Origin of the sequence: Halobacterium noricense, assembly GCF_021233435.1 — an archaeon.
Classification (GTDB): Archaea; Halobacteriota; Halobacteria; order Halobacteriales; family Halobacteriaceae; genus Halobacterium; species Halobacterium noricense.
The window spans coordinates 2,479,067-2,504,263 of record NZ_CP089468.1 but is presented as its reverse complement, the minus strand read 5'-3'; the positions used below and the strand labels follow the sequence as shown (position 1 = coordinate 2,504,263).

The window sequence follows — 25,197 nt, the reverse complement described above, 5'->3', positions numbered from 1 at the left end:
AGCGAAGCGAGGCGTTTCACCGCGCGAACGAAGTGAGCGCGGCCTTTTTATGTGACTTTTTGCGAGCGGGGTTCGCGAGCAGAGCGAGCGAACCCCCGACGCAAAAATTTACGCGAGGAAGACGTGTCGCGGGCGGTCCGCGAGCACGTCGCGGCCCCAGTCGACGGTGTCGGCGAAGTCGTCGCTGCGGAAGAACGCCATGGCGTCCTCCTTGGAGGCCCACTGGCTGGCGATGAACATGTCGTCTTCGTCTTCGACGTTCACCATCAGGTCGGTCTCGAAGTGGCCCTCCATCTCTGCGAGCACGTCGGCGACGGTGTCGAACTTCTCGACGAAGTCGTCGGTGTGCTCGGGCTTGGTCTCGTAGAACATCCCCATCGTGCCGAAGCCGGACTCCCCGCCGGCGCGGCTCGCGGCGTCGCCGCTCGCTCGTTCCGAGGGTCGTAGACCCTCGCGGGAGACGATGTCGGGGAGCTCGGAGAGGAAGCCGGCGGCGGTGTCGGCGGCGCTGGCGGTGTCCCAGATGGAGACGACGGCGGCGCGATCCGTCTTACGGCCCTCGTAGACGGCGGTCTTGACGTGCGTGTCGTAGTGGTCGAAGTTGCTCCGGAGGCCCTCGACTTCCTCGAACAGTTCGTCGGTGTCGGCCTCCGAGTAGAGGACCGTCGCGTAGACGTCCTCGCCGTGGGGCTGGCCGGCGTAGATGTCGAGGTCTTCGAGCTCGCCGCGGATGCCCTCGCTCTCCTCTTCTTCGTCGCCGTGGTCGTGGTGGCCGTCGGCGTCACCGTGGTCAGGGCCGTCGCCGTGGTCGTGACTGTCACCGTGGCCATGCCCGTGGCCGCCTTCGCCGTGCGCGTGCTCGCTCTCGCCGTGGGCGTGCGCGTGGCCTTCGTCCTCGGGCGTCGGGACTTCCTCGCCGGCCATGTACGCCGCGAGGTCTTCGGGCGGGAAGCGGCGGCCGACGTAGAAGTCGCCGAACTCGCCGTACCTCGAGGACGCGGGGTCGAAGCGCATCTCGTAGACGATGTCCTTGACGTCCGTGAGGTCGTCCGCGAACAGCGTCACGCCCCACTCCCAGTCGTCGAGGCCCACGGAGGACGCGATGACTTGGCTGATTTTGCCCGCGTACTGTTTGCCGACTTCGCCGTGGCCCGCCATGAGCTCCGCGCGCTCCTCCATCGGGAGGTCGTACCAGTTCTGCTCGGGCTGGCGGCGCTTGCTCATCGGGTAGAAGGAGACGTACGTGTCCTCGGGAATCTCGGGCGTGAGCTTCCCCTCCATGTAGTTCCGGAGGCCCGCGTCGACGCTCTCGGGGTCCTCGAAGTACTCGGGGCTCGTGTACCCCGAAATCTCGGTGACCGAGACGTAGGAGTGCGCCTGCTCGGTGTACTCCGCGAACGCCGTCCTCTCGAACTGGCGCTCGATGCGGTCGAGTTCGTCCAGGGTCTCCCGGAAGTGGACGAACAGGAGGTCGGCCTTGTGGCCGGTGATCGAGAACACCGCGGAGTCGCCCGCTTCGGCGTCGCTCGCGGCTTCGCCGCTCGTCGTTTCCGCGGGCCGTTGGTCCGCGCCGGCCAGCGCCTCGCGGTGTTCGAGGAACGACTCGGCTTCGGCCAGTGCGCTCTCGCGGTCGCGCTCGGGCGCGTCCCGCCACGCGTCCCAGTCCACGGTGCGGAAGTCGTGGAGTGCGAACCAGCCCTCCTCCGTCTGCGGCGCGTCTACCATGCCCGGGTGTTCGGATTCGCCGTAGAAGGGTTTTCCTAACCAGTCCTGTTAGCAGTCGGCACTCCTGCTGTCTCGTGTAGAACCGACCAGCCAGCAGACGGGTGGAATGAAAGGGGCGGCGCGGTCGCTAGCCGAGGCGATGCAAGCACTGCACCGAACGAGCGCAGCGAGAGAGGGAAGCGCGCAGCGAGTCGCAGGCAGCGAGCGTGCCGGGGCTTTCGAGGACACGCTGAGGAAGCCGGTCGCCGCGTCAGTCTCCGAAAACGGGACAGATAGCCGCGACCGAAACGTTTTCCCGCCGAACTGCGGAACGTCCGCGTGAATGCGCAAGAGCGGTCCGCCGAAAGGGCTCGTCTCGTATCTCGTGTTGGAACTGCTGGAGGAACAACCCCGCTACGGGTACGAGATTCTCAAGGAAATCACGGACCTCAGCGGCGGCCACTGGGAGCCCTCCTACGGGTCGGTCTACCCGATTCTGTACAAGTTCGAGGAGGAAGGGTACGCCGAGCGCATCGAGGTCGAGGACGAGCCCGACCGGAAGTACTTCGAAATCACGGAGGCGGGCCGCGAGAAGCTCGCGGAGAAGCGCGAGGAGGTCGGCCAGACGGCCGACGACGTGACGGACGTGATTCTGGGGTTCTACCACGTGTTCGCGGTGTTGGCGACCGACGAGCGCTTCGCCGTGGACAACCCCGAAGAGGGCGACGGGTGGCGCTTCGACGAGGCGTTCTCGGCGTGGATCGCCGAGCAGCTCATCCGCCACCACGAGTACTACTTCGACGAGTTCGAGCGCGTCGAGGACACGCCCGAGGAGTTCGCCGAGCGGATGGGCTTCGAGGAGTAGCCGGCCGGTCCTGTTTTAGCTCAGCAACTGCGGCCCGAAGAACATGATTACGAGGCTGGCGAGCATCGTCAGCCCGATGCTCGTGGTGATTGCGCGGGTGACCGCCTGCCGGTCGCTGATCGGGAGCCGTGCGGTGACCGCTTCGGCGACCGTCCGGAGCAGGTGGCCGCCGTCCAGCGGGAACGCGGGGATGCAGTTGAAGAACGCGAGGTTGAGGTTGATCCACCCGGTCCACAGCAGGACGTTCGCGAACACGAACACGGCGGCATCCGGGACGACGCCGTCGACGACGTAGAAGTTCTCGTTCACGCCCGCGAACCCGGGGAAGTTGAACGCGAGCGTGGGGTCGATGAGGCTCAGCAGCGGGAGGAACAGCGCCGCCGCGATGCCCTGGAGGAAGCCGACGAGGCCGCTGGCAGCGCCGCCGAGCAGCAGTCCCAGTCCCGTGCCGTCGACGTTCCCGGAGACCAGCGTGAGGAACGCCTCCGCGGGGTAGAGCTGTGCGCCGAACCCGGACGCGGTGAGGCCGCTGACGCCGGGGGCGATGACGCCGCCGAAGTAACTGGAGCCGTCGTCCTGCTCGCCCAGCGTGACCTCGTAGGATTCGACAGTTCCGTTCACGTACGCTTCGACGGTGACCGTCTCGCCGGGTTCGCGCGCCGCAAGCGCGTCCCGCATGTTCCCCCCCGTGGCGATGCGCTCGCCGCCCATCCGGGTCACGATGACGTCGTCCTCGGCGGGCAGGCCGTGTTCGTCTGCGGGCGCGTTCGGGACGATGGTGACGAACGCGCCGGCTGGTGCCGTGACGCTCGTCCCGTTGGCGGTTTCGAAGGTCGCGACCGTCCGGTTCTGGACGGCGGCTTCGAGGCCGGCTTGCGTGTACACCTCAGTGTCGTTCACTTCGGTGAGGACGCTCCCCGTATCGAGGTCGGCGAGTGGCGAGTCCGCGGCGACCCCGGTCACGAGGAGGTGGCGGTCGACGCGCACCTGCTCGCCGCCCGCGAGCGTCACTGTGACTTCGCGGCTCTCGGCGTCGTGGAGCGCCTGCTGGAACTCCGAGTTGTTCGCGACCGGCGTGCCGGCCACTTCGGTGACGCGGTCGCCCGCGCCGACGCCGGCCGCCGCGGCCGCGGAGCCGTCGTAGACGTCGCCGACGAGCCCGCCGCTTGCGACGCCGACCGCGCCCGCGACCGGGCCGAACAGCAGCGCGAACGCGACCACGACCACGAGGAAGTTGTTCGTCACGCCCGCGGCGAACATGCGCGCCTGCGACCCGCGGTCCGCGTTGCGCTGGCTCTCCTCGTCCGGCTGGACGAACGCGCCGATGGGGAGCACCGCGAGCAGCACCGCGCCCATCGAATCCACTTCGATGCCTTCGACGCGGCAGAGCAGCCCGTGGCCGAACTCGTGGACGACCATCCCGACGAACAGTCCGACGACGATCTCGGCGGCGACGGACGGCGGCATGAAGTCGCTGACGCCGGGGATGACGAGCGCGTTCCGCGGCTGGTTCACCGCGGAGGGCGCGGGCGGGTTCGCGAGCGTCGACGCGGCCGACGTGATCAGCATGAACAGCGTGCCCGCGGCGACGACGAGCGCGACGCCGAGCCCGAAGTTCCCCCACGCGCGCCAGAACCGCTCGGGCGTGGCGGCCCACTCCAGCAGCCGCTTCCCGCGCTTCGTGTGGAGGGTGAGAATCGGTCCGGTCGCGGAGGCGAACGACGGCAGTAGGTTGCGGGCCTTCGCCCACGACACGCCGGCCCAGTACGCGAGTAGGGCGACGCCGAGGACCGTCCAGATATCCATTACGGGGAAATCAGGGGTCACGCGGCAAAAGCCGTTGGGTATCCGAAGGGGTCAGCGCCGCCGGCGGAGCCGCCCGAGCACGAACTGGCGGTCGAGCTTCGCCAGGAACGGCCCCAGTTTCGGGCCCTGGTCCTCGTCGAAGAACAGCCGGTAGCCCGCCGAGAAGAACGCGCCGATGTCGACGTCGTGGCGCTTGGCGGCCTCGTAGATTTCGCCCTGGAGCTCGTCCCCGTCGGGGTCCTCGGCTTCGAGGAACGCCGCGAGCTCGTCGAGGGCGGCTTCGGTGGCGTCGTCGAAGTCGTGGTCGGGTAGCTCGGTGCGCTTGAGGTCGTAGTTGAACTCGTTGTCCGTGCGGCGAGCCCACTCGCGGGCGCGTTCGACGCGATCGAGCGCGGCTTCGATTGCCCAGTCGGGGGCGTCCTCGGGGATGTGGCCCTCGCGGCGCGCGATTTCCTCGCGGAGCGCGGGGTCGTCGGTCATCCCGAGCACGGCCGCGAACGTGTACGGGATGCGGATGCGCTCCTCGCGGGGGTCGTCCACGATGAGCGGGTAGACGCGCTCGGCGTGCTCGCGCTCGTCCTCGTCGGCGTCGATTTCGCCGAAGTAGACGGCTTCCATGCGGTCGAACTCGTCGACGAGCTGGTCGAGCCGTTCGACGGAGAAGTCGCGGGCGCGCTGGGGGTTCTTGCTGAAGAAGAACCGGACTACCTCGGATTCCAGCAGGCGAAGCACGTCCTGCACGAGGACGACGTGGCCCTCCGAGGAGGAAAACGGCTCGCCGTCGAGCGTGAACCACTCGTACACCATCGGGACCGGTGGCTCGTCGCCGAGGACGTTGCGCGCGACGTCGGTCCCGGAGGGCCACGAGCCCTCCGCGTGGTCCTTGCCGAACGGCTCGAAGTCGACGCCCAAGACCTGCCACTGCGCGGGCCACTCGAAGCGCCACGGGAGCTTCCCGTCGCGCAGACTCGCGGTGCCCTCGTGCCCGCAGCCCTCGATGGTGCGGTCGCCGGCTTCGATATCACTGCATTCGTACTCGACGACGCCCTCGTCGAGGTCGATGCCGGTGATGGCGTCGGTCTCGGTGACGTGCCCGCAGTTCTCGCAGATGGGCCGGAACGGCACGTAGTCGGCGTCGACTTTCGCCTGGTACTCGCCGAGCACCTCCCGGGCCGTCTCCCGGTTCTCGAGGAGGAACTCCGTGACGGCTTCGAGGTCGCCGTCCTCGTACAGTTCGGTGTTCGACACCATCTCCACGTCGATGCCCAGCAGCTCCGCGGACTCCTCGATGAGATTCGAGAAGTGCGCGCCGTACGACGCACAGCAGCCGAACGGGTCCGGAATCGCGGTGTAGGGGGCACCGAGGTTCTGCCCGAGCGCGCCCGCGTTCACGTCCCCGAGGTCGACGAGGTCGCCGTCGAGGTTCGCGAGCTTCCGCGGGAGCTTCCGGAGCGGGTCGCGGTCGTCGCTCGTGAAAATCTGGCGGACGTCGTAGCCCCGCTCGCGCAGCACTTCCGCGACGAAGTAGCCGCGGACGATTTCGTTCATGTTCCCGAGGTGGGGGACGCCCGACGGCGAGATGCCGCCCTTGATGACAATTGGCTGCTCGGAGTCGCGGTCGAGGACGCGGTCGGCGGCGGTGTCGGCCCAGAAGCCGCGTTCGTCGCCGAGAATGTAGGGGTCGTCTTCGGAATGCATGTTACCGCTCGTTGTCCGCCCAGTACGTCATCTGGTCGGCGGTGCCCTCGGGGATGATGTCCGTCCCGTCGTGCTCGCCGTACAGCACGGCGTCCACGATGCGGGAGGGGTCGGTGCCGTCGAGGACGATGGTGCGCACGCCCGAGCGTTCGATGAGTTTCGCGGCGAGCAGGTCGACGGGCGCCGACGACCCCGCGCTCATCTCGATGTCCGCGATGATGTCCACGAGTTCGCCCGCGGTCATCTCCTCGAAGCGCTCGGCGTCGGCCTCCTCGTTGGGGTCCGCGCTGAACACGCCGGGGACGCTGGTCGCGTACAGCAGCAGGTCGGCGTCCGTGTACTCCGCGAGCGCCGCGCTGACGGCGTCTGTGGTCTGGCCGGCGACCACACCACCCATCACGGCGACGTCACCGCGGCGAATCGCTTCTCCGGCCTTTTCGTAGTCCTCGGCGGGGCTCGGTGCCGCCATGCCGTCGAGGGCCGCGATGAGTAGGCGGGCGTTCAGGCGCGTGACGTCGACGCCGATGTCGTCGAGCTCGATCTCGTTCGCGCCGAGCTCCCGCGCCGTCGTAATGTACTCCCGCGCGACACCCCCGCCGCCGACGACGGCTCCGAGTTCGCAGCCGGCGTCGGCGAGTTCTTCGATGGCGGCGGCGTGCTCCTCGACCCGGTCGTGGGCGAGGTCGGGCGCGAGGACGCTTCCGCCGATAGAAACAACGACACGCATACTACACCGTGATAGCCCTGTTGCGTCCTTAAGGGTTGTCAACTCCCGAGCAGCGGCTGCGAACGCGACGAACAGTTATCCGGTCGCCGCTCGTCATCCCGGTATGGTCGCGGTCACCGACCCGGCCGTCCTCCTGACTCTCGCGTGGTTGCTCGTGCTGTTCGGGGTGGCGTGGCGGTACCAGTTCGGCTCGCTGCCGCCGACCCGCGCGCTCGTGCTGACGTCCGCCGCGCTCCTCTGGCTGGCGTACTCACTGCTCCAGATTGGCGACCTGCTCTCGTCGCCCTACGACGACGTGCTCAACGTGGTCGCAATCGTCTTCCTCTTCGTGGGCCTGTGGCTCGGCTGGCGGTGGTGGCGGGCGCGGTAGCTGGCGACACCTACAAGCCGCGAGCACCCCCACGTGCGAGTATGCAACTACACGGCATCGTCGGCGACGGCGCCGACGGCGTCGCGGACCGCCTCGCCGACCGGCTCGCCGAACGCGGCCGCGTCGGTATCGTTCGCGCCGGCGACCCCGACACTCCAAATCGAACCACGTACACCGTCGGCGACGGATGGACGGGCGCTGGCGGCGACCGCTCCGCCGACGACGTGCTCGACGACCTCGCGCAGGACCACGACTACGCGCTGCTCGTCGGCTTCCCGGACGCGCGCGTCCCCCAGATTACCGTCGACGACGCCGCCGTCGAGGACCCTGCGCTTCGGGTGGACGCCGAGAATCCGGACATTGATGCCGCCGTCGGAGCCGTCGAGGCCGCCGATCCGTTCGAGACGCTGGCCTCGCTGGTGGCAGAACTGAAGCGGTCGCCGCGCGCCGACTACTCGGGTGCCATCGCGACGTTCACGGGTCGCGTCCGCGCGCTCGAAGACGAGGACAACGAGTGGACGGAGTCGCTGACCTTCGAGAAGTACGCCGCCGTCGCCGCCGAGCGCACCGCGACCATCCGCGAAGAACTGGAAGTCCGCGACGGCGTCCTCGACGTCCGCCTCCACCACCGCGTCGGCCGCATCGAAGCCGGCGAGGACATCGTCTTCGTCGCGGTGCTGGCCGGCCACCGCGGCGAGGCCTTCGAGGCAGTCGAGGACGGCATCGACCGGCTCAAGGAGGAGGTCCCCATTTTCAAGAAGGAAGTCACCGTCGAGGACGAGTTCTGGAAGCACGAGCAGTAGTCGCGGCCACCATTCTCCCGCGCGCCGACGATTTCACTGCCGATACTGCCGCCCAACCGCGGTTCTACGGCGGATTTTGACCGCCGTGCGTCCGACGTTAATAACACAGATAAGGGCCGGAAACAATCACTCTAGAACCGCTATAAAATATCTAAACGACTCTCGAACGGTCGTAAATTGTTCACCAAATCCGATTTACGGCTGAAATCGCCCGAATCTGCCCGAACGTTCACCCCTTTATAACCTCCCGTAGCCAGTAGGCTGAGTCGAAGATGAGCGCAACCCAATCCCCCTCCGCCGACGCCGACGAACCGCAGGACAAGGAGACGCGGCTCAAGGCGTACCTCCGCGAGAAGGCCGCCGACGGCGAGGTGTACTTCAAGAGCAAGTTCATCGCCGACGACGTCGACCTCTCCCCGAAGGAAATCGGCGCGCTCATGGTGAAGCTCTCGAAGTCCGCGACCGACCTCGAAGTCGAGAAGTGGTCGTACACGAGCGCCACCACCTGGCGCGTGCAGTCGGCGTAATCGCCGCTCGCGCTCGCATCGCCCGCCCTGAACAACAGCAGCCCCCTTCGCGTCCCGCTTTTCGAACTCAGGAGCTGCGCGTCTCCCGACAGCCCTTAAACCGCTGGAACGGTAAGCACCGGTGATGTCGGCACAGCCGCCCGACGGTGCTCCGAGCCCGGATTCGTTCGCGTCGGTCTTCGACGTCTACGAGGTGCGCCGCGACGACGGCCGCGTGCTCTACTTCGGCGACCCCGCGACCGACCGCGAGACCCTCATGGAGACCGTCTGGCCGGCGTTCCGCCAGCACGGCTACGAGGTCCGGCTCGCGCGCCGCACGGGCGAACTCGTTCTCGTCGCGGAACCCCACGACGCCGCCACCGACAACGGCGGCATCCCGTGGACGAACGTCGCGCTGTTCGTCGCGACGCTGGCGTCGACGCTGTTCGTCGGCGCGAGCTGGTACTACGTCGACCCGTTCTCGCCCGCGGTCGTGCAGGCGCTCCCGTTCACGTTCGCGGTTGTCGGCGTGCTCGCCGTCCACGAGTTCGGCCACTACGCGATGAGCCGCTACCACGACGTCGACGCCTCCCTCCCGTACTTCATCCCGTTCCCGTCGCTGTTCGGGACGATGGGCGCGGTCATCCGCATGCGCGGCCGGATTCCCTCCCGGAAGGCCCTCTTCGACATCGGCGCTGCCGGCCCGCTCGCCGGGCTCGTCGCCGCCATCGTCGTCTCCGCCATCGGGCTCTCGCTGCCGCCCGTCACGGTGCCACCCGAACTCGTCAACTCCGCGAACGCCGTCGAAGTCCAGTTCGCGTACCCACCACTACTGCAGGCCATCGCCGCGGTCCTCGGCGAGCCGCTCGCTTACAGCGACCCCGCGAAGTCCATCAACCCGGTCGTGATGGGCGGCTGGATCGGGATGTTCGTCACGTTCCTGAACCTCATCCCGGTCGGCCAACTCGACGGCGGCCACGTCCTCCGGTCGCTGGTCGGCGAGCACGCCGACCGCGTCGCCCCCCTCGTACCGACGGCGCTGTTCGCGCTCGCGGGCTACCAGTGGCTCGTCGCGGACGCCGGCAACACCGCCGGCATCTGGATCGTCTGGGGCATCATCGCGACAGTCATCACGTTCGCGGGCGGCGTCGACCCCGTCGACGACGCGTCGCTGGACCGGCGCCGGGTCGCCGTCGGTGTGCTCACGTTCGTCCTCGGCGCGCTCTGCTTCATGCCCGTCCCCATCCAAATCGTCGGCTAGTGCGTCCAGCCGCGGTCCGCCAGCGGCTCGCCGTCCAGCGTCACGTCCGACGCCGTGACCTCGCCGACGACCGAAACTGGAACGTCCGCCGCCTCACGCACCGCTCCGACCGCATTCTCGGGTACGGTCGCCACGAGTTCGAAGTCCTCGCCGTACGTCACGGCCGTGTCGAGTGGGTCCTCGACGGCACCGCGGAGTTCGTCGGCGACCGGGACGCCGTCGCCGTCCACCGCGAACCCGCAGTCGCTGGCTTCCGCGAGCTGGTGGAGTGAGCGCGCGAGCCCGTCGCTGGAGTCCATCATCGCGGTCGCGTGCCCGGCGAGCACACGGCCCGCTCGGACGCGCGGCTCGAACCGGAACAGCTCGTTCGCCCGCTCGATATTTCGGGAGTCGAACTGCTGCATGGCTGCGGCGGTCCGGCCCAGTGCACCCGTCACGACGAGGATGTCCCCCGGACTCGCGCCGTCCCGGAGGACGGGGTCGTCGGTGCGGCCGATGGCGGCCGTCGCCACCGTGAACTCGTCGTGGCCGTCGAGGTCGCCGCCGACGTACTCCGCGTCGACCGCCTCGCAGACGTCCAGCGCGCCCTCGACGTACGCGCGCAGTTCGCTCCTGTCGAAGTCGGGTGCGCCGTAGACGCCGACCGCCGCCGTCGCGTCCGCGCCCATCGCGGCGACGTCCGACAGCGACGCGCCCACCGACCGCCAGCCCGCCGTGTACCGGGTCGTGCCATCCGGAAAGTCGGTCGTCTCGTGGAGCATGTCGATGGTGAACACCGTGTCGTCGACGACCGCGGCGTCGTCGCCGGCGCCCGCGACGAGCCCACCGACCACGTCGAGGGCCGCCCGTTCGTTCATGTCCCCGGGTTCGCAGTCGCGGCCTAAAACGCCCCGGATGCGTGCGCGCCCGCTCTCGCCGTCGGCGACTGGAAGGCCCCGACGACGCCGCACGAGTCCCTAACGATGGCTTTAAACGAATCCGACGTGAATTCCGCGTAATGGCAACCCTCTACGACGCTCCCGCTGACGAGCTCGTCGACGAGCTCGCGAGCGAGCTCGAAGACCGACTCGACGAACCGGACTGGGCGCAGTTCGCAAAGACCGGCGTTGGCCGCGAACTCCCCCCCGAGCAGGAAGACTTCTGGGCGCGCCGCACCGCCAGCATCCTCCGCAAGGTCGCGATGGAAGGCCCCATCGGCGTCAAGCGCCTCGCGACGGCCTACGGCGACACTACCGACGGCTCCAACCGATACGGCGTCTCCCCGCCGGACAGCACGTCCAGCTCCCGGAACATCGTCCGCACCGCGCTCCAGCAGCTCGAAGACGAGGACCTCGTCGAGCAGCAGCACAACCGTGGTCGCGTCGTCACCGCCGAGGGTCGCAGCCTCCTCGACGAGACGGCCGGCGACGTCATCGAAGCGCTCGACCGTCCCGAGCTCGAACGCTACGCGTAACGCTACCGCCGCTTTTCCGCCGTTCTTGCCCGCGTAGCCACGGCGCTACCACCCTGTTGCGTCAGAATTATCCGGATTCACCGACTACTGTCGCGTATGAGTGGAAGCCCGGACGACGACCGGCTCGAAGAACTGCGCCAGCAGAAGAAAGAACAGCTCAAGCAGCAGAAACAGCAGCAGGGCGGCGGTGACGCCGGCGCGGCCCAGCAGGCCCAGCGTGAGCAGGCCGAACAGCCGAAGCAGGCGCTGCTCAAACAGCACCTCACCGACGGCGCGCGCAAGCGCCTCAACACCATCAAGATGAGCAAGCCAGAGTTCGCCGAGAAGGCCGAACAGCAGATTCTCGCGCTCGCCCAGTCCGGTCGCCTCCAGGACCAGATCGACGAGGAGCAGATGAAAGACCTGCTCCGCGAACTCAAGCCCGACTCCCAGAGCTTCAACATCAACCGCCGGTAGGCGATGCGGCTGGGCTTGCTCTACAGCGGCGGGAAGGACTCCACGCTGGCGGCGCTGCTCGTCGAGCGGTTCTACGACGTCACGCTCGTCACCGCGCACTTCGGCGTGACTGACGAGCACGAGCACGCCGAGCGGGCGGCCGACGCCGCCGGCTTCGCGTTCCGCGCGCTGGAACTCGACCGCGAAGTCGCCAAAGACGCCGTCGAGCGCATGCGCGAGGACGGCTACCCGCGCAACGGCATCCAGCACGTCCACGAGGAAGCGCTGGAAGCCGTCGCCGCCCTCGACTTCGACGCCGTCGCCGACGGCACGCGCCGCGACGACCGCGTGCCCACGGTCTCGCGGGCGCAAGCCCAGAGCCTCGAAGACCGCCACGGCGTCGACTACCTCTCGCCGCTGGCCGGCTTCGGCCGCGGCGCCGTCGACCGCCTCGTGGACGCCGAACTCGACGTCGAGGTCGGCCCCAGCGAGGAGATTCCGCGCGCCGATTACGAGGCCGAGTTGCGCGCAATTCTCCGCGAGGAACACGGCGAGGACGCTATCCGCGAGGTGTTCCCCGACCACGACCAGACGTACGTCCACGGCCTCCGCGAGTAGCTGTCGGCGGTCCGCAATCGAACCACTCTTCTCTCGGCGCGGATTCCGTTCGCGTGAATGGAGTCCGGGTTAGTCTACGCGCTTGCCGCCGCGGGCCTGTGGGGCGTGTATCTCTTCGCGCTGAAACGATACTTCGTGGGCGTACACGGTGCCGTCCTCACGGTGTTCGTCAACGCCGCTGCCATCGTATGGTACCTCCCGTTCGCCGTCGCGACCGGCGGCAACGGGCTGCCGGCGTTCCCGCCGATGGACGCGTGGTCGATTACGGTGTTCGCCGGCACCGTCGTGTTCGGCGCGCTCGCGTTCGTCGTCTCGGTGCAGGCGCTGGCCGTCGGCGACGTCTCCTACGTCGCGCCGATTGCGAAAATCGTCCCGGTGTTCGTCGTGCCCATCGAGGTGCTCGTGCTCGGCGCGTACCTCGAACCGACGGCGGTCGCCGGCATCGTCGTCGCCACGACCGCGGTCTACCTCGCCAACTACGAGGGCGGGGACGTCCTCGAACCGTTCCGGCGCGCCGTCCACTCCCGGGCCGCCCAACTCGCGCTCGTTTCGGCGGCGCTGTTCGCCGTCAGCGACGTCGGCCGCCGGGTCGTCCTCGACGGGTTCACGTTCCCGACGCGGCTCTGGGTGCCAGTGTATCTCGGGAGCGTCGCCGTCGTGGTCGTGCCGCTCGCGCTCCGTCGCTGGCCCGTCACCGGAATCCGGCCGTTTCTCGGGAAGTTCGCAGTGACCGGCGCTGGGGTCGCAGTCGCCGAGCACGTGACCGCGCTCGCGTTCGCTAGCGCACCCGCCAGCATCGCCTCGACGCTCGTCAACGGGCAGGCCATCGTCGCCGTCCTGCTCGGCTGCATACTGTTGGGCGAACCCGGCTTGCGCCGGCGGCTCGGCGCTGCCGTGCTCGCCGTGGTCGGCGTCGGTCTGATTGCCGTGTAGCCTCCCCGCGAACGGAAGCTTTCAAGCGCGGCACGGGCGAACCACGGGGTATGTACGACCGACTCAAGGGATTCCGCGACTTCTACCCCGAGGAGATGGGGCCGCGCCGCGAGGCGATGGACGCCGTCGAGGACGCGGCGCGCCGGTACGGCTTCCGGGAAATCGGGACGCCCGCGCTGGAGTCGACGCAGCTGTACGTCGACAAGTCCGGCGAGGGCATCGTCGACGAACTCTACTCGTTCACCGACCAGGGCGGCCGCGACGTCGCGCTCACGCCCGAACTGACGCCGACGGTCGCGCGCATGGTCGTCGCGAAACAGCAGGAGCTCTCGAAGCCCATCAAGTGGTACTCGACGCGCGCGTTCTGGCGCTACGAGGAGCCCCAGCAGGGCCGCTTCCGGGAGTTCTACCAGACGAACGTCGACATCTTCGGCTCCAGCGACCCGCGCGCGGACGCCGAAGTGCTGGCGGTCGCCGCCGACGGCCTGACGAGTCTCGGCCTCACGGGCGAGGACTTCGAGTTCCGCGTCTCCCACCGCGACATCCTCGGCGGTCTGCTGAACGCCTTCGAAGCCGACGTCGACACCGAGGACGCCATCCGCGTCGTGGACAAGCGCGAGAAAATCGAGCGGGCGGAGTACCTCGACGGCCTCGCGGACGCCGGCCTCTCCTACGACCAGGCCGAACAGTTCGACGACCTGCTTGCGGGCGACGACCTCGACGCACTCGTCGAGTTCGCCGGCACCGAGCGCGTCGCGGACGCCGTCCAGAACCTCCAGGCGGTCCTCGACGCCGCCGAGAACCTCGGCGTCCGCGAGTACTGCGACATCTCGCTGACCACAGCTCGGGGCCTCGACTACTACACCGGCGTCGTCTTCGAGTGCTTCGACGCCACCGGCGACATCGGGCGCTCCGTGTTCGGCGGCGGCCGCTACGACGACCTCATCGAGTCGTTCGGCGGCCAGCCCACGCCCGCGGTCGGCGTCGCGCCCGGTCACGCGCCCTTGAACCTCCTGCTGGAGCGCGCTGGCGTCCGCCCCGAGGGCGACCTCGCGACGGACTACTACGTGCTCCAGGTCGGCGACACGGAGGCAGAGGCGGCGCGCGTCGCCAGCGACCTCCGCGCCCGCGGCCACGTCGTCGAGAGCGACGTGGCCAACCGGAGCTTCGGCGCGCAGATGAACTACGCCGACAGCATCGGCGCGGCGACCGTCGTCATCGTCGGCGAGCAGGACCTCGCGAACGGCGAAGTTACCGTCAAGGACATGGCGAGCGGCGACCAGACCACCGCGCCCTTCGAGGACTTCCCCGGCGACCGGGACGAACCTCGGTACCAGGACTTCGCCTGACGAATGCCCCGTCGCGCGTTCCGCGTCGCCTACGACGGCCGCCCCTACTACGGGTTCCAGCGCCAGCCCGACGTCACGACCGTCGAGGGCGAACTGTTCGGCGCGCTCCGACGCCTAGGCGTCTTCGAGGGCGAGAAACCACCGGGCTACGCCGCCGCCGGCCGCACGGATGCCGGCGTGTCGGCGCGCGCGCAGACCATCGCATTCGACGCACCCACGTGGCTGACGCCGTCCGGGCTGAACAGTGAACTCTCCGGGCCGCTCCGCACGTGGGCGACTGCCGACGCGCCCGCGGACTTTCATGCGACTCACGACGCGAATTGGCGGGAGTATCGGTACTTCTGGCTCGCTGGAGACGAGGACGACAAGCGAGCGCGCCGCGCGCTCGACCGGCTGCTCGGCGAGCACGACTTCCACAACCTCACCCCCGACGACACGAACACCGTCCGCGAAGTGTCGGGTGGCATCGAGCGTGAAGGCGACTTTTTGGTGGTGAGGCTGCGCGCGAGCGGATTCTGCCGCGAACTCGTGCGCCGCGTCGTCGCGCTCGTGCAGGCGGTCGCAGGCGGCGGCGACTTCGACCGCATCGACCGGCTGCTCGCCGCCGAACCAATCGAGGGACCCGAGGGCGTACCGCCCGCGCCGGCGGGGCCGTTGGTGCTCCACGATGTCGACTACGACCTCGACTTCGACGCCGAGCCGCCCGCTGCAGCCGCGACTCGGGAGATGTTCGCGGACCTGCGCGAGGAACGCCGTGCGAGAGCGCGCGTCGCCGGTCACGTCGCCGACTCCCTGTGAGTTACGTTCGCGGCCGAGCGCCGGCAATCGCCCCGTCGTTCATCAACGTTTAACCGGCCTGCACCGAACGAACACGCCATGAGCAGCGTTCCCGAACGCAGCGAGCTGTCCGAGAAACACACGTGGGACTTGGAGAGCATCTACGCGACCGACGACGACTGGGAAGCCGCCTACGAGGACGTCGCGTCGCGGCTCGACGACCTCGAAGCCTACGAGGGGCGACTCACCGAGTCCGGCGAGACCCTCCTCGAAGCCCTCCAGCTCCGGGACGAAATCCACCGCGAAGCCGAGCAGGTGTCGGCGTACGCCCGCATGCGCTCGGACGAGGACACGCGGGACCAGCACTACCAGGCGCTGCGGGCGCGGGCGTCCAGCCTGATGGCGGACGTCTCCAGCGCGAGCTCGTTCTTCGGCCCGGAACTGCAGGATTGCACGCGCGAGGAACTTCAGGAATTCGTCGAAGAAGAGCCCGAACTGGCGACCTACGAGCACTACTTCGACGACGTCCTCCGCATGAAGCCGCACACGCGCTCGGCGGAGGTTGAGGAACTGCTCAGCGACCTCGGCGAGGTGCTCGGCGCGCCGAGTGACGCGTACAACATGCTGACGGACGCGGACCTCGAATTCCCGACCGTCGAGGACCCCGAGGGCGAGGCCGTCGAAATCTCGCAGGCGAACTTCACGAAGCTCCTGAAGAACCCCGACCGCGAGTTCCGCCAGACCGTCCACGAATCCTTTTTCGAGACCATCGGCGACGTCCGCAACACCATCGGCGCGACGATGAAGAACCAGGTCAAGAAGGACGTCAAGCTCGCGGAGGCGCGCAACTACGACACCGCCCGCGCGGCCGCCCTCGACGGCGCGAACATCCCCACGGAGGTGTACGACAACCTCGTGGAGACCGTCGACGACAACCTCGACAAGCTCCACCGCCACGTCGACCTCAAGCGCGAGGCGCTCGACGTCGACGAGGTCCAGATGTGGGACCTCTACATGCCAATCGTGGATTCGGAGAGCCCCGAAGTCCCCTACGAGGAGGCCAAGCAGCGCGTCGTCGAGGCGGTCGCGCCACTCGGCGAGGACTACCAGAACCGCGTCGCCGACGGGTTAGAGTCCCGCTGGGTGGACGTCTACGAGAACCGCGGGAAGCGCTCGGGCGCGTACTCCGGGGGGACCTACGACACCCAGCCGTTCATCCTGATGAACTACCAGGACGACATCTCCTCGATGTTCACGCTCGCCCACGAACTCGGGCACAGCCTCCACAGCCAGTACACCAGTGAACAGCAGCCCTACGTCTACTCGGACTACGAAATCTTCGTGGCGGAAGTCGCCTCCACGGTCAACGAGGCGCTGCTCGTCAACCACCTGCTGGACACCGTCGAGGACGACCACTTCCGCAAGCACATCCTCAACGAGTACCTGGAGCGGTTCCGCTCGACGCTGTACCGGCAGACGCTGTTCGCGGACGTCGAGCACCGTCTCCACTCGCTCGCGGAGGACGGCGAGGCGCTCACGCCGGACCGCGTCGACGAGGTGTACGGCGAGCGCAAGGAAGCCTACTACGCGAACGCCGTCGTCGACGACCACATCCGCAGCGAGTGGATGCGCATCCCGCACTTCTACTATAATTTTTATGTTTATCAATATGCGACTGGAATAAGCTCTGCAGTTGCAATTGCTGACCGGATCCTAAATGAAGGTGGTAATGAAGCTGCGACCCAGTACCGTGAGGCTCTGCAACTGGGCGGCAGTGAGTACCCCATCGATATCCTCGACCACGCCGGGGTCGACGTAACTAACTCCAAGTTCATCGAGACCGCTCTCGATGTTTACGAAGAACACCTTGATGAGGCGGTCGAACTGCTAGAATAGCGATACCTGTGGTTTGACCGCCTATCATCTATCTCTGGTAGTGTTCAGATAAGCTGATTCCATGCGAAGCTGAAGGATCTGAGCCAATCGTCGGCGGTATCTGCTTCGGCGTTGCTGAAACAGTTTGAGAACGATAAGGTTCGTCGTTTTATCTCTCGAAAGACACGTTCGACAGCATTCCGATTCCCATGTTTTTCATACTGGAATCGGAGGCCGTGTCGGTTGCAGGCGTCTTTCAGCGTGGGTGCGCCATCAACGAGAAACACGGCATCATCGACGTCGTGTTTCTCCCGGAGCTGTGCGAAAAACGAGCGAGCAATCACGTTCGTACGCGTCGGTTCAAGCTTTGTATAGAGTAATTTGTTTGTGTCGGGATCGACAGCGGCGTACAGCCAGTATTGCTCGTTATTGAGTCGGATCACGGTTTCGTCAACCGCGACGTGATCCGGATTCCGTCCAGACTCGGGCTGTAGGTCGGCCTTGTGCACCCAATTATGAACGGTGGATCGAGCTCGATTGACACCGAATAGCTCAAGAATTGAGACAGTATTCGAAAGTGAGAGTCCAGCAAGATGGAGCTGAATACTGAGCTTCATCAGCAGCTGCGGTGTCGCTTCTCGTTCAACAAACTCTAAGTCGATCTGGTCGATATTCCCGTTGAGGCGAGCGTTTTCGGGCATAGACACTCAGAAAACGCTCCGCCTCATCTTTCAATCCTTATCTGAACACCGCCGTTCCGCCTACCCAAAGGAACTTCTACGCGCGGCCCCTACAACCACCAACGAATGTCGCGTAGTCCTTCACTACCTGACCGGCCGACGCTCGACGTCGACCCCGAGTCGTCGCCGGACGAACACTTCGACGCGCTCCAAGACCACTACGGAGAGATTCTCGACATCCACGAGCAGCTGCAGTCCCAGCTGGAGGACGTCGAGTCGCGTCGCGAAGAGCTCCGCGAGGAGGTCGACCGCCTCCAGCGGGAGAACGAGACGCTCAAAACCGCGTCGCTGTACCTCGCCACCGTCGAGGACCTGCCCGAGGACGGCAGCGCCGTCATCAAGCAGCACGGCAACAACCAGGAAGTCCTCACGGAGCTGTCCCCGCGGCTCGCCGACGAACTCGAAGTGGGCGACCGCGTCGCCATCAACGACTCGTTCAGCGTGCAGCGCGTCCTCGACGACGAGACGGACGCCCGCGCGCAGGCGATGGAAGTCGACGAGTCGCCGACCGTCGAGTACGACGACATCGGCGGCCTCGACGAGCAGCTCCGCGAGGTCCGGGAGGCCGTCGAGGACCCGCTCGTCAACCCCGAGAAGTTCGAGAAGGTCGGCGTGGAGCCGCCGAGCGGCGTGCTCCTGCACGGCCCGCCGGGCACCGGGAAGACGATGCTCGCGAAGGCCGTCGCGAACCAGACGGACGCGACGTTCATCAAGATGGCCGGCAGCGAGCTCGTCCGGAAGTTCATCGGTGAGGGCTCGCGGCTCGTCCGGGACCTCTTCGAGCTCGCCGATCAGAAGGAGCCCGCCATCATCTTCATCGACGAGATCGACGCCGTCGCCGCCAAGCGCACGGACTCGAAGACCAGCGGCGACGCCGAGGTCCAGCGCACGATGATGCAGCTGCTCAGCGAGATGGACGGCTTCGACGAGCGCGGCGACGTCCGCATCATCGCCGCCACCAACCGCTTCGACATGCTGGACTCCGCGATTCTCCGTCCCGGTCGCTTCGACCGCCTCATCGAAGTGCCGAACCCGACCGAGGAGGCCCGCGAGCGCATTCTCGAAATCCACGCGGGCGACATGAACGTCGCCGACGACGTGGCGTTCGCGGATCTCGCGCGGGAGACCGAGGGCTTCTCCGGCGCACAGCTCGCGAGCCTCGCCACGGAAGCGGGGATGTTCGCGATTCGGGACGACCGCGACGAGGTCCGCCGCGAGGACTTCGACGCGGCCTACGAGAAGCTCGTTGCCGAGGGCGAGGACGATGTCGGCCCGAACTACCCGAGCTACATCCGGTAACCACAGGACTCTGCCCTTATTTCTCCGGTAGTTTCCATTATAAAACGAGCAGCTCTGTCTCTGAGATAGTCAATTACGAGGCCGCATAGAATTATTCACTCCCAGAAAACTTATACTTAAAGATGATAACGCATGTAACATGCTCCGTCGGATTATATCAGTACTAATCGCGGTTGTAGTTATATACGGGATATTCATCCTCGGGGCTGTAAATGGGAATGGGTCACCGGATAGCCTTCCATCTACGGGGCACTGGCTACTAATTATATTCCTATCTATACTATTCGGAGAAGCAATTTTCGTGGCTATCACTGGTAAGCTCCGTTCAACATCCGTTCTCGGAGCAGTCGGAACTGTAACTCTGATATTTACTAGTGCGGCTTTAGGATTTACTGAATTCTCCCTAAAATTGCTGGATGAAGAGATGATATTTTTTGTTATTGGTTTAGGAACCATCCCAGCTGCAACGGGAGGGGCATTTGGCTGTGGTTCAGATCGGTTAAGAAAGATTTCCGGTGGTCTATTTCTCGCGGTTTCTGTTGGATCTTCGATCTACGTTGGCGGGAATTTCCTTTTCCGACTTATAGCGCATACGATAGCAATGGTTCCCGGGTTTCTCCTTGCATATATTCACTCTACCTTCACTCTTCATAGGTAATATATCTAACCTCTCCTAATTAAAAAAAAAAACTCTCCTCCTAAATGATTGAACATATTGTACATTTCTGTTAAAAATATTTAATAATAAGGGGTTAATTGTGAAGTTTGGAATGGCATACGAAATCCTATACCAAGGAAGCGACTACTCAAGCGGCACTGTCTAGTTTAGGACCTCGCCGGCTGGTGTTCGATCATCGAGCGATTGGTGCGGCCTGAGGTGGTTGTAGTAATGTGCAAATGGCGCAAGCCACTGGCGAACGCTCCGCCGACTGCCCACCCACGAGTTATGGAAACGGTCGAGTCGCATTTTGAGGGTGTGAAACCATTTTTCGATGAGGTTTCGGTCGGTGTAGTCAACCCGACCGTTCAGCTCTAGCCGAGCAAGGGCAGTCCGGTAGCCGAACTGGTCGACGAGAAACGTGGTGTCTGAGAGATCGTGTTTCTCCGCCAGTCCAGACAGGAACGCAGCCGCCGGATCCGTGCCATGGCGTCCGAACAACGCAACGTCAAGAATGAGTTTCGTGTCAAGGTCTATTGCAGCGTACAACCAAGACCACTCACCGTTAATTTTGACAGCAGTTTCGTCAACCGCGACCCGCGACGGCGAAGCCGTCGGCGGGTCGGAAACGCTGTCAGCCAGCCGATGTACCCACTGCCAAACGGCTTGATGAGAGCGTTCAACACCTAATTCCGCGAGAATCGTTGTTGTCTCTCTGAGCGAACAACCAGTCGCGTGAAGGCGGACAGCAAACGCCCTGACGGGCGTTGCTGTCCGCTCACGCTCCCAAGTTTCTTCTAAATCCGCCCCAAAGCACTCACTGAGCAGGTTTGCGAGCTTCATCCCAAACTCACCCAACGACCTGCTCACTTCTCAAACTGGCTTAACTAGACAGTGCCGGTTGATTGTACATTCTCAAGATTTGTTATGATAGCTCGCCGTGGTGAGTTCAGTATAACTTCACTGAATCTGCTGTAATTTCCAATAAATTATGTAATCGGATTTGAAGGCCGCGCGCTCTCCGCCGGAGCGCACTCCTCTTGTATCGCGCGCTCTGACGCATTCGTATGACCATCAGCGTCGTCTGGGGGACGGGCACCGCGCCCACGGAGATGGCGGCTTACGACGCCGCGCTCGCGGACGCGGGCGTCCACAACTACAATCTCGTCACGGTGTCGTCGGTGATTCCCGCGGACACCGACGTCGAAGCTGTGGGGACCGCGCCGGACCTCGGCCCCGCCGGGAACCGCTTGACGGTCGTGGAGGCGCACGCCAACGCCGCCGGGCCGCGCCACGTCAGCGCCGCGCTCGCGTGGGCGAAAAGCGACGAGGGCCCGGGCTTGTTCTACGAGGTCGCCGGCGACACGGACGCCGCGGACGTCGAGGCGCGCGTGCGCACCGGCATCGACGCGGGCATGGACCTCCGCGACTGGTCGTTCGACGACGCGACGGTGCGTACGACCAGCACCGAAGCCGACGCCGGCGAGTACGCGGCGGCGGTCGTGGTCGCCGCGTATGGTGACAGCGAACCAATTATTTGAGCGGCCGGACTGTGTGAATACCACCCAAACTAAAAGGCCTTTACGTGGGGGTACCCTACTAACAGCGAATGCACGGGAACACGCCGTACAGTGGTGCCGAGCCGTCGGAACCCGAACCCGACCTCACGGGGACGCAACGGCGCGCGCTCCAGGACAGCATCTCCCAGATTACCGCTCGCACGCGGGACTTCCTGCCCGACGAGTACGTCGTCGGCTCCGAGATTAGCTCGGGTTCGAACGGCATCCAGGTCACCGTCGCCGTTCGACCGCCCGCCGGCAACCCCGTCAGCGCCGGGTTCACCCCCGAGTTCGACGGCGTCGCCGACGACGACCTGATTCCGGACGACGACCGCGAGGAGGTCGCGCGCGGCCTCGCCGCCAGCGCCGCCCTCCAGGTGAAGCACGCGCTCGGCGACGACGTTCCGCAGACCGCACGCTAGTTCTCCGGCGGGACCAGAAACAGCGCGTACGCCGTCATCGGTACCGCACCCAGCGAGCCGAACGCCGCGCTCTCGACGCGCGACGCCTAGACGGCCGCCTTGAAGACGAACGCGATAGCGAACGCCAGCGGTATCGCAGCAAGCACGGCGTCGTACCGGGACCATGAACGAGACCTAAGGCAGATACTCAGGCGCTAATCACTGTCTCGAAATCAAACGTAACCTCCCCGCTCGGCTCAGAACCAAACACAGGAGAGTTATCGAAAACGAGGCGATGGTCTCCTGCTGGCATCGACCCTGTTATCGTCGTATCTGATACTTCCGTCTCGTAAAAACCGTCATAGTAGACTGGGCTTTCACGGTCCCTGAAGCGGTCAAATTCGTCTGGACTCATTCCAAAAATATCGATAGCACTGCCGTCTTGAACGGTAACGCTAACTTCCACATTTAGCGGTTGATTAAACTGGGCTTGCCGTATAGCGTACTGTCCTGCTCCGAGGGTTGCTTGCCCTGTTATTGTCGTTGAAGTCTCTCCTCGGTCTGCTTCGAGGTTCTTCCACGGGTCAGGTGCATATTCGTGTTCTGCGGGCGCAGTAGTTGTTGTCTGCGTAGTCGTTGTTTGTTCTGTAGTAGTTAGGCTCGTAGTGGTCTCGTTACTGTCTCCACTACTAGAGCAGCCAGCGAGCAACGATGCAGTACCGACACTAACAGAAGCAAGGTAGGTTCGCCTGTTCATATTCTCACAACAACGCTATACCTACCTAACAGTTAGGACTGCGATAGGAAGTTTACTTAATACTGAACAGTACCTTATCGTGGGCTATTCCTCGGTCTTCGAGGATTTTGAACATCACTTCTGTTCCATCGACCTCAGTATCAACCCAGTGCTTGTACTCAAAGTGGTCTAGCAGTCGATTCTGGACTAACGCTTTGGTTGCGCCCATTTCAGTTCCGAGAATCTTGATCTCGTCTGCTTCTAGCAACTCATGGCGCTTTTCATCTGGCAACTCATTCCAAATTGCATCGTGGATGAGTTGCTTCATTTCTCCTTCTGTATGATTGGATCTCATACACTACAAGGGTATATGCGGTGGCACGTATAAACCGACGCACGCACATTATATTCAAAATCCAATCGGGGTATAAAAATCAGGAATAGGCCCTTAGCGCACACTCAACAGCAAAGCAAGTACTATCGAGTGGTTTTACATAGACACATACGCATACACACTGGTTGGCCGTAACCCCCTGTATAAAACAGTCTATTCGCCACCCGCTAGTCTCCTATTTGTACGTTTTCCAAGCAGATGCTATTCGTTCTGTTAACAGCCATAAACTTCTCAATTGTATCCGATAAGGATGCAATAAATCCTTTTTCAAACCCCTCGGTCAAATCTTAACAAAGAACGACCGAAGTTGATTTGTTCTTTAGGCACACTGTCAGGTGGCTTGTAAAGAGATTGTGTATAAATCCAGACCTACTTCCCCCAGAAGGGGTCGCGTTTCCGCTGGATTTCGAGGTACGCCTTCAGTGCCTCGCGCTCGTCGGCCGGAATCTCCTCGCTGAGTTCCTGTTCGAGGACTTTCGCGTGCTTCTCGGGGAGGTCCACCCAGAGCTCGTCGCCCTCCTTGATGTCGCGGCCGACCGTCGGGCCGTCGATGGAGACGCTGACGCGGTTGCCCGCGCGCGCCTCGTCGACGTCCTCGCCCTGGTCCTGGATGCCCTTCACGACGCCGACGCGGTGGAGTTCGTTGCCCTCCATGAGGCCGACCGGCGTGTTCCGCTTGAGCGTCCCCGAGACCACTTCGACGCCGACGACCGCTGGGTCGTTCTGCCGGAACACGTGGTCCTGAAGGATGCGGAAGCGCGCCGGCCGGACGATGTTCTCGAAGATGGCTTCCTGCTGGGCGCGCTCGCGCTCCTCGACGAACTCCTCGTAGTCCTCGACGAGCTGGTAGATGACGTCGCTGTCGAAGATGCGGACGTCCTCGTTCTCGGCCTTTTGTTCGGCGTCGCCGAGCACGTCCACGTTGAACCCGAGGATGGTGCGGTGTTTGTCGTCGTCGGCGGTCGTCGCCATCGCGATGTCGCGGGGCGCGATGTCGCCGACTTCCGCGGACATCACGGGAATCTCGGCTTCCTCCATGGCGTTCGCGAGCGCTTCGAGGCTGCCGAGCGTGTCGGCTTTCACGACGACGCCCTCCTCGGCGGTCTCGACGGCGACCTCCGCCAGTTCCGCTTCGACTTCCTCGACGACGTCCTCGACGTCGCGGTCGCCGACCACGCGGACCGGCGCGCCCGCCATCGCTTCGTCGAGGTCCGGCGCGGCAATCTTCAGGCCGGCCGCCGCCTGCATCGACTCCACGTCGTCGAAGCGCTTCTCCGTGCGAATCTCCGCGAGTTCGCGCGGCTTCAGGAGCGCGCGTACCTCGGTGACGATGGTGTCGTTAGTTCCGCCGACGACGATTTGGTCGCCCTGCCGGATGGTGCCGTCGTAGAGAATCACGTCCAGCGTCGTCCCGAACCCGCGCTCGTCTTTGACTTCGAGCACGGTGCCGGCACCCGGGCCGTCGATGTTCACCTCCATCTCGGCCTTCATGTACCGCTGTGCGAGCCCCATCAGCACGGTGAGGAGGTCGGGGACGCCCTCGCCGGTCTCCGCGGACACCGGGATGACGCCGATGTTCGACTGGAAGTCCTGCACGCGCCAGTAGAGGTCCGAGGAGAAGCCCGCACCGGAGAGTTCGCCGATGAGCTCGTACAGCGCCTCGTCGAGTTGGCTGCGCACGCGGTCGGACTGGTTCTCGTAGGTCTGCTGGACGGGCGCGTCCGCCGTGGGGTTCCAGCCCGGGATGGTGTCGATCTTGTTCGCGGCGACGACGAACGGCGTCCCCGTGTCCTTGAGGATGCGGATGGCTTCCTCCGTCTGGGGCTGGAAGCCGTCGTTGACGTCCACGACGAGGATGGCGATGTCGGCGAGCGCGCCGCCCCGCGAGCGTAGCGTCGAGAACGAGTGGTGGCCGGGCGTGTCGATGAACAGCAGCCCGGGGAGGTCGAACTCCGTGGGGTCGACGAGGCTCCCCGCGACCTCACTGACGACGTCCAGCGGCACGGCGGTCGCGCCGATGTGCTGGGTGATAGCGCCGGCTTCGCCCTCGATGACGGCGGAGCCGCGAATCTTGTCGAGCAAGCTGGTCTTCCCGTGGTCGACGTGGCCGAGGACCGCGACGATGGGCGTCCGCAGCTCCCCGGGGTCTTCGGTGGTGTCTGCGTCGGACATAGTAGAATCCTCCGAGAGAACGGTTGTTGACCGAACAGAGCGGGCGGCGGCGTATAAT

26 protein-coding genes are annotated in these 25,197 nt (G+C 65.0%); 16 read left to right on the top strand and 10 right to left on the bottom strand.

Translation table 11 applies throughout. The annotated features are described in order from the left end of the window. Positions 1–108: 108 nt before the first annotated feature. A complete protein-coding gene (locus LT974_RS13435; RefSeq protein ID WP_232588141.1) occupies positions 109–1,725 on the bottom strand; it encodes a heme-binding protein in 1,617 nt (538 codons plus the stop codon). Between the two features lie 322 nt (positions 1,726–2,047). Here LT974_RS13435 and LT974_RS13430 point away from each other — a divergent pair, with 322 nt between their 5' ends. Next, positions 2,048–2,569: a PadR family transcriptional regulator gene (locus LT974_RS13430; protein WP_230888029.1), complete on the top strand. Its 522-nt coding sequence runs from the start codon at positions 2,048–2,050 to the stop codon at positions 2,567–2,569. Positions 2,570–2,584: 15 nt separating this feature from the next. Here LT974_RS13430 and LT974_RS13425 read toward each other — a convergent pair whose 3' ends face one another. The 3 genes from LT974_RS13425 to pyrH are packed head-to-tail and all read right to left on the bottom strand — an operon-like array spanning position 2,585 to position 6,800. Then, positions 2,585–4,375, bottom strand: coding sequence for a site-2 protease family protein (locus LT974_RS13425; RefSeq protein WP_232588140.1), 1,791 nt, complete (start codon positions 4,373–4,375; stop codon positions 2,585–2,587). Positions 4,376–4,426: 51 nt separating this feature from the next. Continuing rightward, positions 4,427–6,073: a lysine--tRNA ligase gene (gene lysS / locus LT974_RS13420; protein WP_232588139.1), complete on the bottom strand. Its 1,647-nt coding sequence runs from the start codon at positions 6,071–6,073 to the stop codon at positions 4,427–4,429. A 1-nt stretch (position 6,074) separates the two neighbouring features. Continuing rightward, complete coding sequence (pyrH, locus tag LT974_RS13415; RefSeq protein ID WP_232588138.1) at positions 6,075–6,800, bottom strand: UMP kinase; 726 nt, start codon at positions 6,798–6,800, stop codon at positions 6,075–6,077. Positions 6,801–6,903: 103 nt separating this feature from the next. Here pyrH and LT974_RS13410 point away from each other — a divergent pair, with 103 nt between their 5' ends. The 4 genes from LT974_RS13410 (at position 6,904) to LT974_RS13395 (ending at position 9,740) form a co-directional block, all read left to right on the top strand. Continuing rightward, a complete protein-coding gene (locus LT974_RS13410) occupies positions 6,904–7,170 on the top strand; it encodes a hypothetical protein (protein WP_232588137.1) in 267 nt (88 codons plus the stop codon). A gap of 41 nt (positions 7,171–7,211) precedes the next feature. After that, complete coding sequence (locus LT974_RS13405; protein ID WP_232588136.1) at positions 7,212–7,973, top strand: molybdopterin synthase; 762 nt, start codon at positions 7,212–7,214, stop codon at positions 7,971–7,973. A 272-nt stretch (positions 7,974–8,245) separates the two neighbouring features. After that, positions 8,246–8,500 (top strand): DUF7123 family protein, encoded by a 255-nt coding sequence (locus LT974_RS13400; RefSeq protein ID WP_230888023.1) that lies wholly within the window; start codon positions 8,246–8,248, stop codon positions 8,498–8,500. A 124-nt stretch (positions 8,501–8,624) separates the two neighbouring features. After that, positions 8,625–9,740: a site-2 protease family protein gene (locus LT974_RS13395; RefSeq protein ID WP_232588135.1), complete on the top strand. Its 1,116-nt coding sequence runs from the start codon at positions 8,625–8,627 to the stop codon at positions 9,738–9,740. Here LT974_RS13395 and thiL read toward each other — a convergent pair. Beyond that, the gene (thiL, locus tag LT974_RS13390; RefSeq protein ID WP_232588134.1) at positions 9,737–10,597 is read right to left on the bottom strand and encodes a thiamine-phosphate kinase; all 861 of its coding nucleotides are present in this window, start codon (positions 10,595–10,597) and stop codon (positions 9,737–9,739) included. The two genes, LT974_RS13395 and thiL, sit on opposite strands and share 4 nt — an antisense overlap. 140 nt (positions 10,598–10,737) lie before the next feature. Here thiL and LT974_RS13385 point away from each other — a divergent pair, with 140 nt between their 5' ends. The 7 genes from LT974_RS13385 (at position 10,738) to pepF (ending at position 17,201) form a co-directional block, all read left to right on the top strand. After that, positions 10,738–11,193 carry a 30S ribosomal protein S19e gene (locus LT974_RS13385; RefSeq protein ID WP_232588133.1) on the top strand — a complete coding sequence of 152 codons (456 nt, stop codon included), beginning with the start codon at positions 10,738–10,740 and terminating at the stop codon, positions 11,191–11,193. Positions 11,194–11,289: 96 nt separating this feature from the next. Next, positions 11,290–11,649 carry a DNA-binding protein gene (locus LT974_RS13380; protein ID WP_232588132.1) on the top strand — a complete coding sequence of 120 codons (360 nt, stop codon included), beginning with the start codon at positions 11,290–11,292 and terminating at the stop codon, positions 11,647–11,649. A gap of 3 nt (positions 11,650–11,652) precedes the next feature. Further along, complete coding sequence (locus tag LT974_RS13375) at positions 11,653–12,246, top strand: DUF7411 family protein (RefSeq protein ID WP_232588131.1); 594 nt, start codon at positions 11,653–11,655, stop codon at positions 12,244–12,246. Positions 12,247–12,303: 57 nt separating this feature from the next. After that, a complete protein-coding gene (locus LT974_RS13370) occupies positions 12,304–13,179 on the top strand; it encodes a DMT family transporter (protein WP_232588130.1) in 876 nt (291 codons plus the stop codon). Positions 13,180–13,229: 50 nt separating this feature from the next. Further along, positions 13,230–14,528 (top strand): histidine--tRNA ligase, encoded by a 1,299-nt coding sequence (gene hisS / locus LT974_RS13365; protein WP_232588129.1) that lies wholly within the window; start codon positions 13,230–13,232, stop codon positions 14,526–14,528. 3 nt (positions 14,529–14,531) lie between these two features. Next, positions 14,532–15,326 (top strand): tRNA pseudouridine(38-40) synthase TruA, encoded by a 795-nt coding sequence (gene truA / locus LT974_RS13360; protein WP_232588128.1) that lies wholly within the window; start codon positions 14,532–14,534, stop codon positions 15,324–15,326. A 78-nt stretch (positions 15,327–15,404) separates the two neighbouring features. Continuing rightward, complete coding sequence (gene pepF / locus LT974_RS13355) at positions 15,405–17,201, top strand: oligoendopeptidase F (RefSeq protein ID WP_232588127.1); 1,797 nt, start codon at positions 15,405–15,407, stop codon at positions 17,199–17,201. A gap of 44 nt (positions 17,202–17,245) precedes the next feature. Here pepF and LT974_RS13350 read toward each other — a convergent pair whose 3' ends face one another. After that, entirely contained in the window at positions 17,246–17,881 is a 636-nt protein-coding gene (locus tag LT974_RS13350; protein ID WP_232588126.1) for an IS6 family transposase, read from the bottom strand. Positions 17,882–17,986: 105 nt separating this feature from the next. On the opposite strand from LT974_RS13350, the gene pan2 reads away from it, so the two are divergent. Together pan2 and LT974_RS13340 are read left to right on the top strand one after the other, a co-directional pair. Continuing rightward, on the top strand, positions 17,987–19,219 hold the full coding sequence (gene pan2, locus LT974_RS13345; RefSeq protein ID WP_232588125.1) for a proteasome-activating nucleotidase Pan2: 1,233 nt from the start codon (positions 17,987–17,989) through the stop codon (positions 19,217–19,219). A gap of 139 nt (positions 19,220–19,358) precedes the next feature. Beyond that, positions 19,359–19,877: a hypothetical protein gene (locus LT974_RS13340; protein ID WP_232588124.1), complete on the top strand. Its 519-nt coding sequence runs from the start codon at positions 19,359–19,361 to the stop codon at positions 19,875–19,877. Between the two features lie 162 nt (positions 19,878–20,039). On the opposite strand, the gene LT974_RS13335 is transcribed toward LT974_RS13340, so the two are convergent. Continuing rightward, positions 20,040–20,720: an IS6 family transposase gene (locus LT974_RS13335; RefSeq protein WP_232588123.1), complete on the bottom strand. Its 681-nt coding sequence runs from the start codon at positions 20,718–20,720 to the stop codon at positions 20,040–20,042. 224 nt (positions 20,721–20,944) lie between these two features. Here LT974_RS13335 and LT974_RS13330 point away from each other — a divergent pair, with 224 nt between their 5' ends. Together LT974_RS13330 and LT974_RS13325 are read left to right on the top strand one after the other, a co-directional pair. Then, positions 20,945–21,418, top strand: a complete 474-nt coding sequence (locus tag LT974_RS13330) for a pyruvoyl-dependent arginine decarboxylase (protein ID WP_232588122.1) — start codon at positions 20,945–20,947, stop codon at positions 21,416–21,418. A gap of 68 nt (positions 21,419–21,486) precedes the next feature. After that, a complete protein-coding gene (locus tag LT974_RS13325; protein WP_230888011.1) occupies positions 21,487–21,858 on the top strand; it encodes a DUF5811 family protein in 372 nt (123 codons plus the stop codon). A 187-nt stretch (positions 21,859–22,045) separates the two neighbouring features. On the opposite strand, the gene LT974_RS13320 is transcribed toward LT974_RS13325, so the two are convergent. The 3 genes from LT974_RS13320 to infB form a co-directional block, all read right to left on the bottom strand. Then, entirely contained in the window at positions 22,046–22,594 is a 549-nt protein-coding gene (locus LT974_RS13320; RefSeq protein ID WP_232588121.1) for a hypothetical protein, read from the bottom strand. 52 nt (positions 22,595–22,646) lie between these two features. Next, entirely contained in the window at positions 22,647–22,901 is a 255-nt protein-coding gene (locus tag LT974_RS13315; RefSeq protein WP_232588120.1) for a hypothetical protein, read from the bottom strand. A gap of 435 nt (positions 22,902–23,336) precedes the next feature. Beyond that, a complete protein-coding gene (infB, locus tag LT974_RS13310) occupies positions 23,337–25,139 on the bottom strand; it encodes a translation initiation factor IF-2 (RefSeq protein WP_232588119.1) in 1,803 nt (600 codons plus the stop codon). Positions 25,140–25,197 lie beyond the last annotated feature (58 nt).

What these genes read in the sequence shown, in the direction of transcription:
- LT974_RS13385 (WP_232588133.1), top strand. Translation starts at nt 10,738, where the DNA reads ATGGCAACCCTCTACGACGCTCCCGCTGACGAGCTCGTCGACGAGCTC.
- pan2 (WP_232588125.1), top strand. Translation starts at nt 17,987, where the DNA reads ATGTCGCGTAGTCCTTCACTACCTGACCGGCCGACGCTCGACGTCGAC.
- pyrH (WP_232588138.1), bottom strand. Translation starts at nt 6,800, where the DNA reads ATGCGTGTCGTTGTTTCTATCGGCGGAAGCGTCCTCGCGCCCGACCTC.
- truA (WP_232588128.1), top strand. Translation starts at nt 14,532, where the DNA reads ATGCCCCGTCGCGCGTTCCGCGTCGCCTACGACGGCCGCCCCTACTAC.
- pepF (WP_232588127.1), top strand. Translation starts at nt 15,405, where the DNA reads ATGAGCAGCGTTCCCGAACGCAGCGAGCTGTCCGAGAAACACACGTGG.
- LT974_RS13325 (WP_230888011.1), top strand. Translation starts at nt 21,487, where the DNA reads ATGCACGGGAACACGCCGTACAGTGGTGCCGAGCCGTCGGAACCCGAA.
- lysS (WP_232588139.1), bottom strand. Translation starts at nt 6,073, where the DNA reads ATGCATTCCGAAGACGACCCCTACATTCTCGGCGACGAACGCGGCTTC.
- LT974_RS13400 (WP_230888023.1), top strand. Translation starts at nt 8,246, where the DNA reads ATGAGCGCAACCCAATCCCCCTCCGCCGACGCCGACGAACCGCAGGAC.
- LT974_RS13335 (WP_232588123.1), bottom strand. Translation starts at nt 20,720, where the DNA reads ATGAAGCTCGCAAACCTGCTCAGTGAGTGCTTTGGGGCGGATTTAGAA.
- LT974_RS13330 (WP_232588122.1), top strand. Translation starts at nt 20,945, where the DNA reads ATGACCATCAGCGTCGTCTGGGGGACGGGCACCGCGCCCACGGAGATG.
- LT974_RS13340 (WP_232588124.1), top strand. Translation starts at nt 19,359, where the DNA reads ATGCTCCGTCGGATTATATCAGTACTAATCGCGGTTGTAGTTATATAC.
- infB (WP_232588119.1), bottom strand. Translation starts at nt 25,139, where the DNA reads ATGTCCGACGCAGACACCACCGAAGACCCCGGGGAGCTGCGGACGCCC.
- LT974_RS13380 (WP_232588132.1), top strand. Translation starts at nt 11,290, where the DNA reads ATGAGTGGAAGCCCGGACGACGACCGGCTCGAAGAACTGCGCCAGCAG.
- thiL (WP_232588134.1), bottom strand. Translation starts at nt 10,597, where the DNA reads ATGAACGAACGGGCGGCCCTCGACGTGGTCGGTGGGCTCGTCGCGGGC.
- LT974_RS13370 (WP_232588130.1), top strand. Translation starts at nt 12,304, where the DNA reads ATGGAGTCCGGGTTAGTCTACGCGCTTGCCGCCGCGGGCCTGTGGGGC.
- LT974_RS13405 (WP_232588136.1), top strand. Translation starts at nt 7,212, where the DNA reads ATGCAACTACACGGCATCGTCGGCGACGGCGCCGACGGCGTCGCGGAC.
- LT974_RS13315 (WP_232588120.1), bottom strand. Translation starts at nt 22,901, where the DNA reads ATGAAGCAACTCATCCACGATGCAATTTGGAATGAGTTGCCAGATGAA.
- LT974_RS13375 (WP_232588131.1), top strand. Translation starts at nt 11,653, where the DNA reads ATGCGGCTGGGCTTGCTCTACAGCGGCGGGAAGGACTCCACGCTGGCG.
- LT974_RS13395 (WP_232588135.1), top strand. Translation starts at nt 8,625, where the DNA reads ATGTCGGCACAGCCGCCCGACGGTGCTCCGAGCCCGGATTCGTTCGCG.
- LT974_RS13430 (WP_230888029.1), top strand. Translation starts at nt 2,048, where the DNA reads ATGCGCAAGAGCGGTCCGCCGAAAGGGCTCGTCTCGTATCTCGTGTTG.
- LT974_RS13320 (WP_232588121.1), bottom strand. Translation starts at nt 22,594, where the DNA reads ATGAACAGGCGAACCTACCTTGCTTCTGTTAGTGTCGGTACTGCATCG.
- LT974_RS13435 (WP_232588141.1), bottom strand. Translation starts at nt 1,725, where the DNA reads ATGGTAGACGCGCCGCAGACGGAGGAGGGCTGGTTCGCACTCCACGAC.
- LT974_RS13425 (WP_232588140.1), bottom strand. Translation starts at nt 4,375, where the DNA reads ATGGATATCTGGACGGTCCTCGGCGTCGCCCTACTCGCGTACTGGGCC.
- LT974_RS13410 (WP_232588137.1), top strand. Translation starts at nt 6,904, where the DNA reads ATGGTCGCGGTCACCGACCCGGCCGTCCTCCTGACTCTCGCGTGGTTG.
- LT974_RS13350 (WP_232588126.1), bottom strand. Translation starts at nt 17,881, where the DNA reads ATGCCCGAAAACGCTCGCCTCAACGGGAATATCGACCAGATCGACTTA.
- hisS (WP_232588129.1), top strand. Translation starts at nt 13,230, where the DNA reads ATGTACGACCGACTCAAGGGATTCCGCGACTTCTACCCCGAGGAGATG.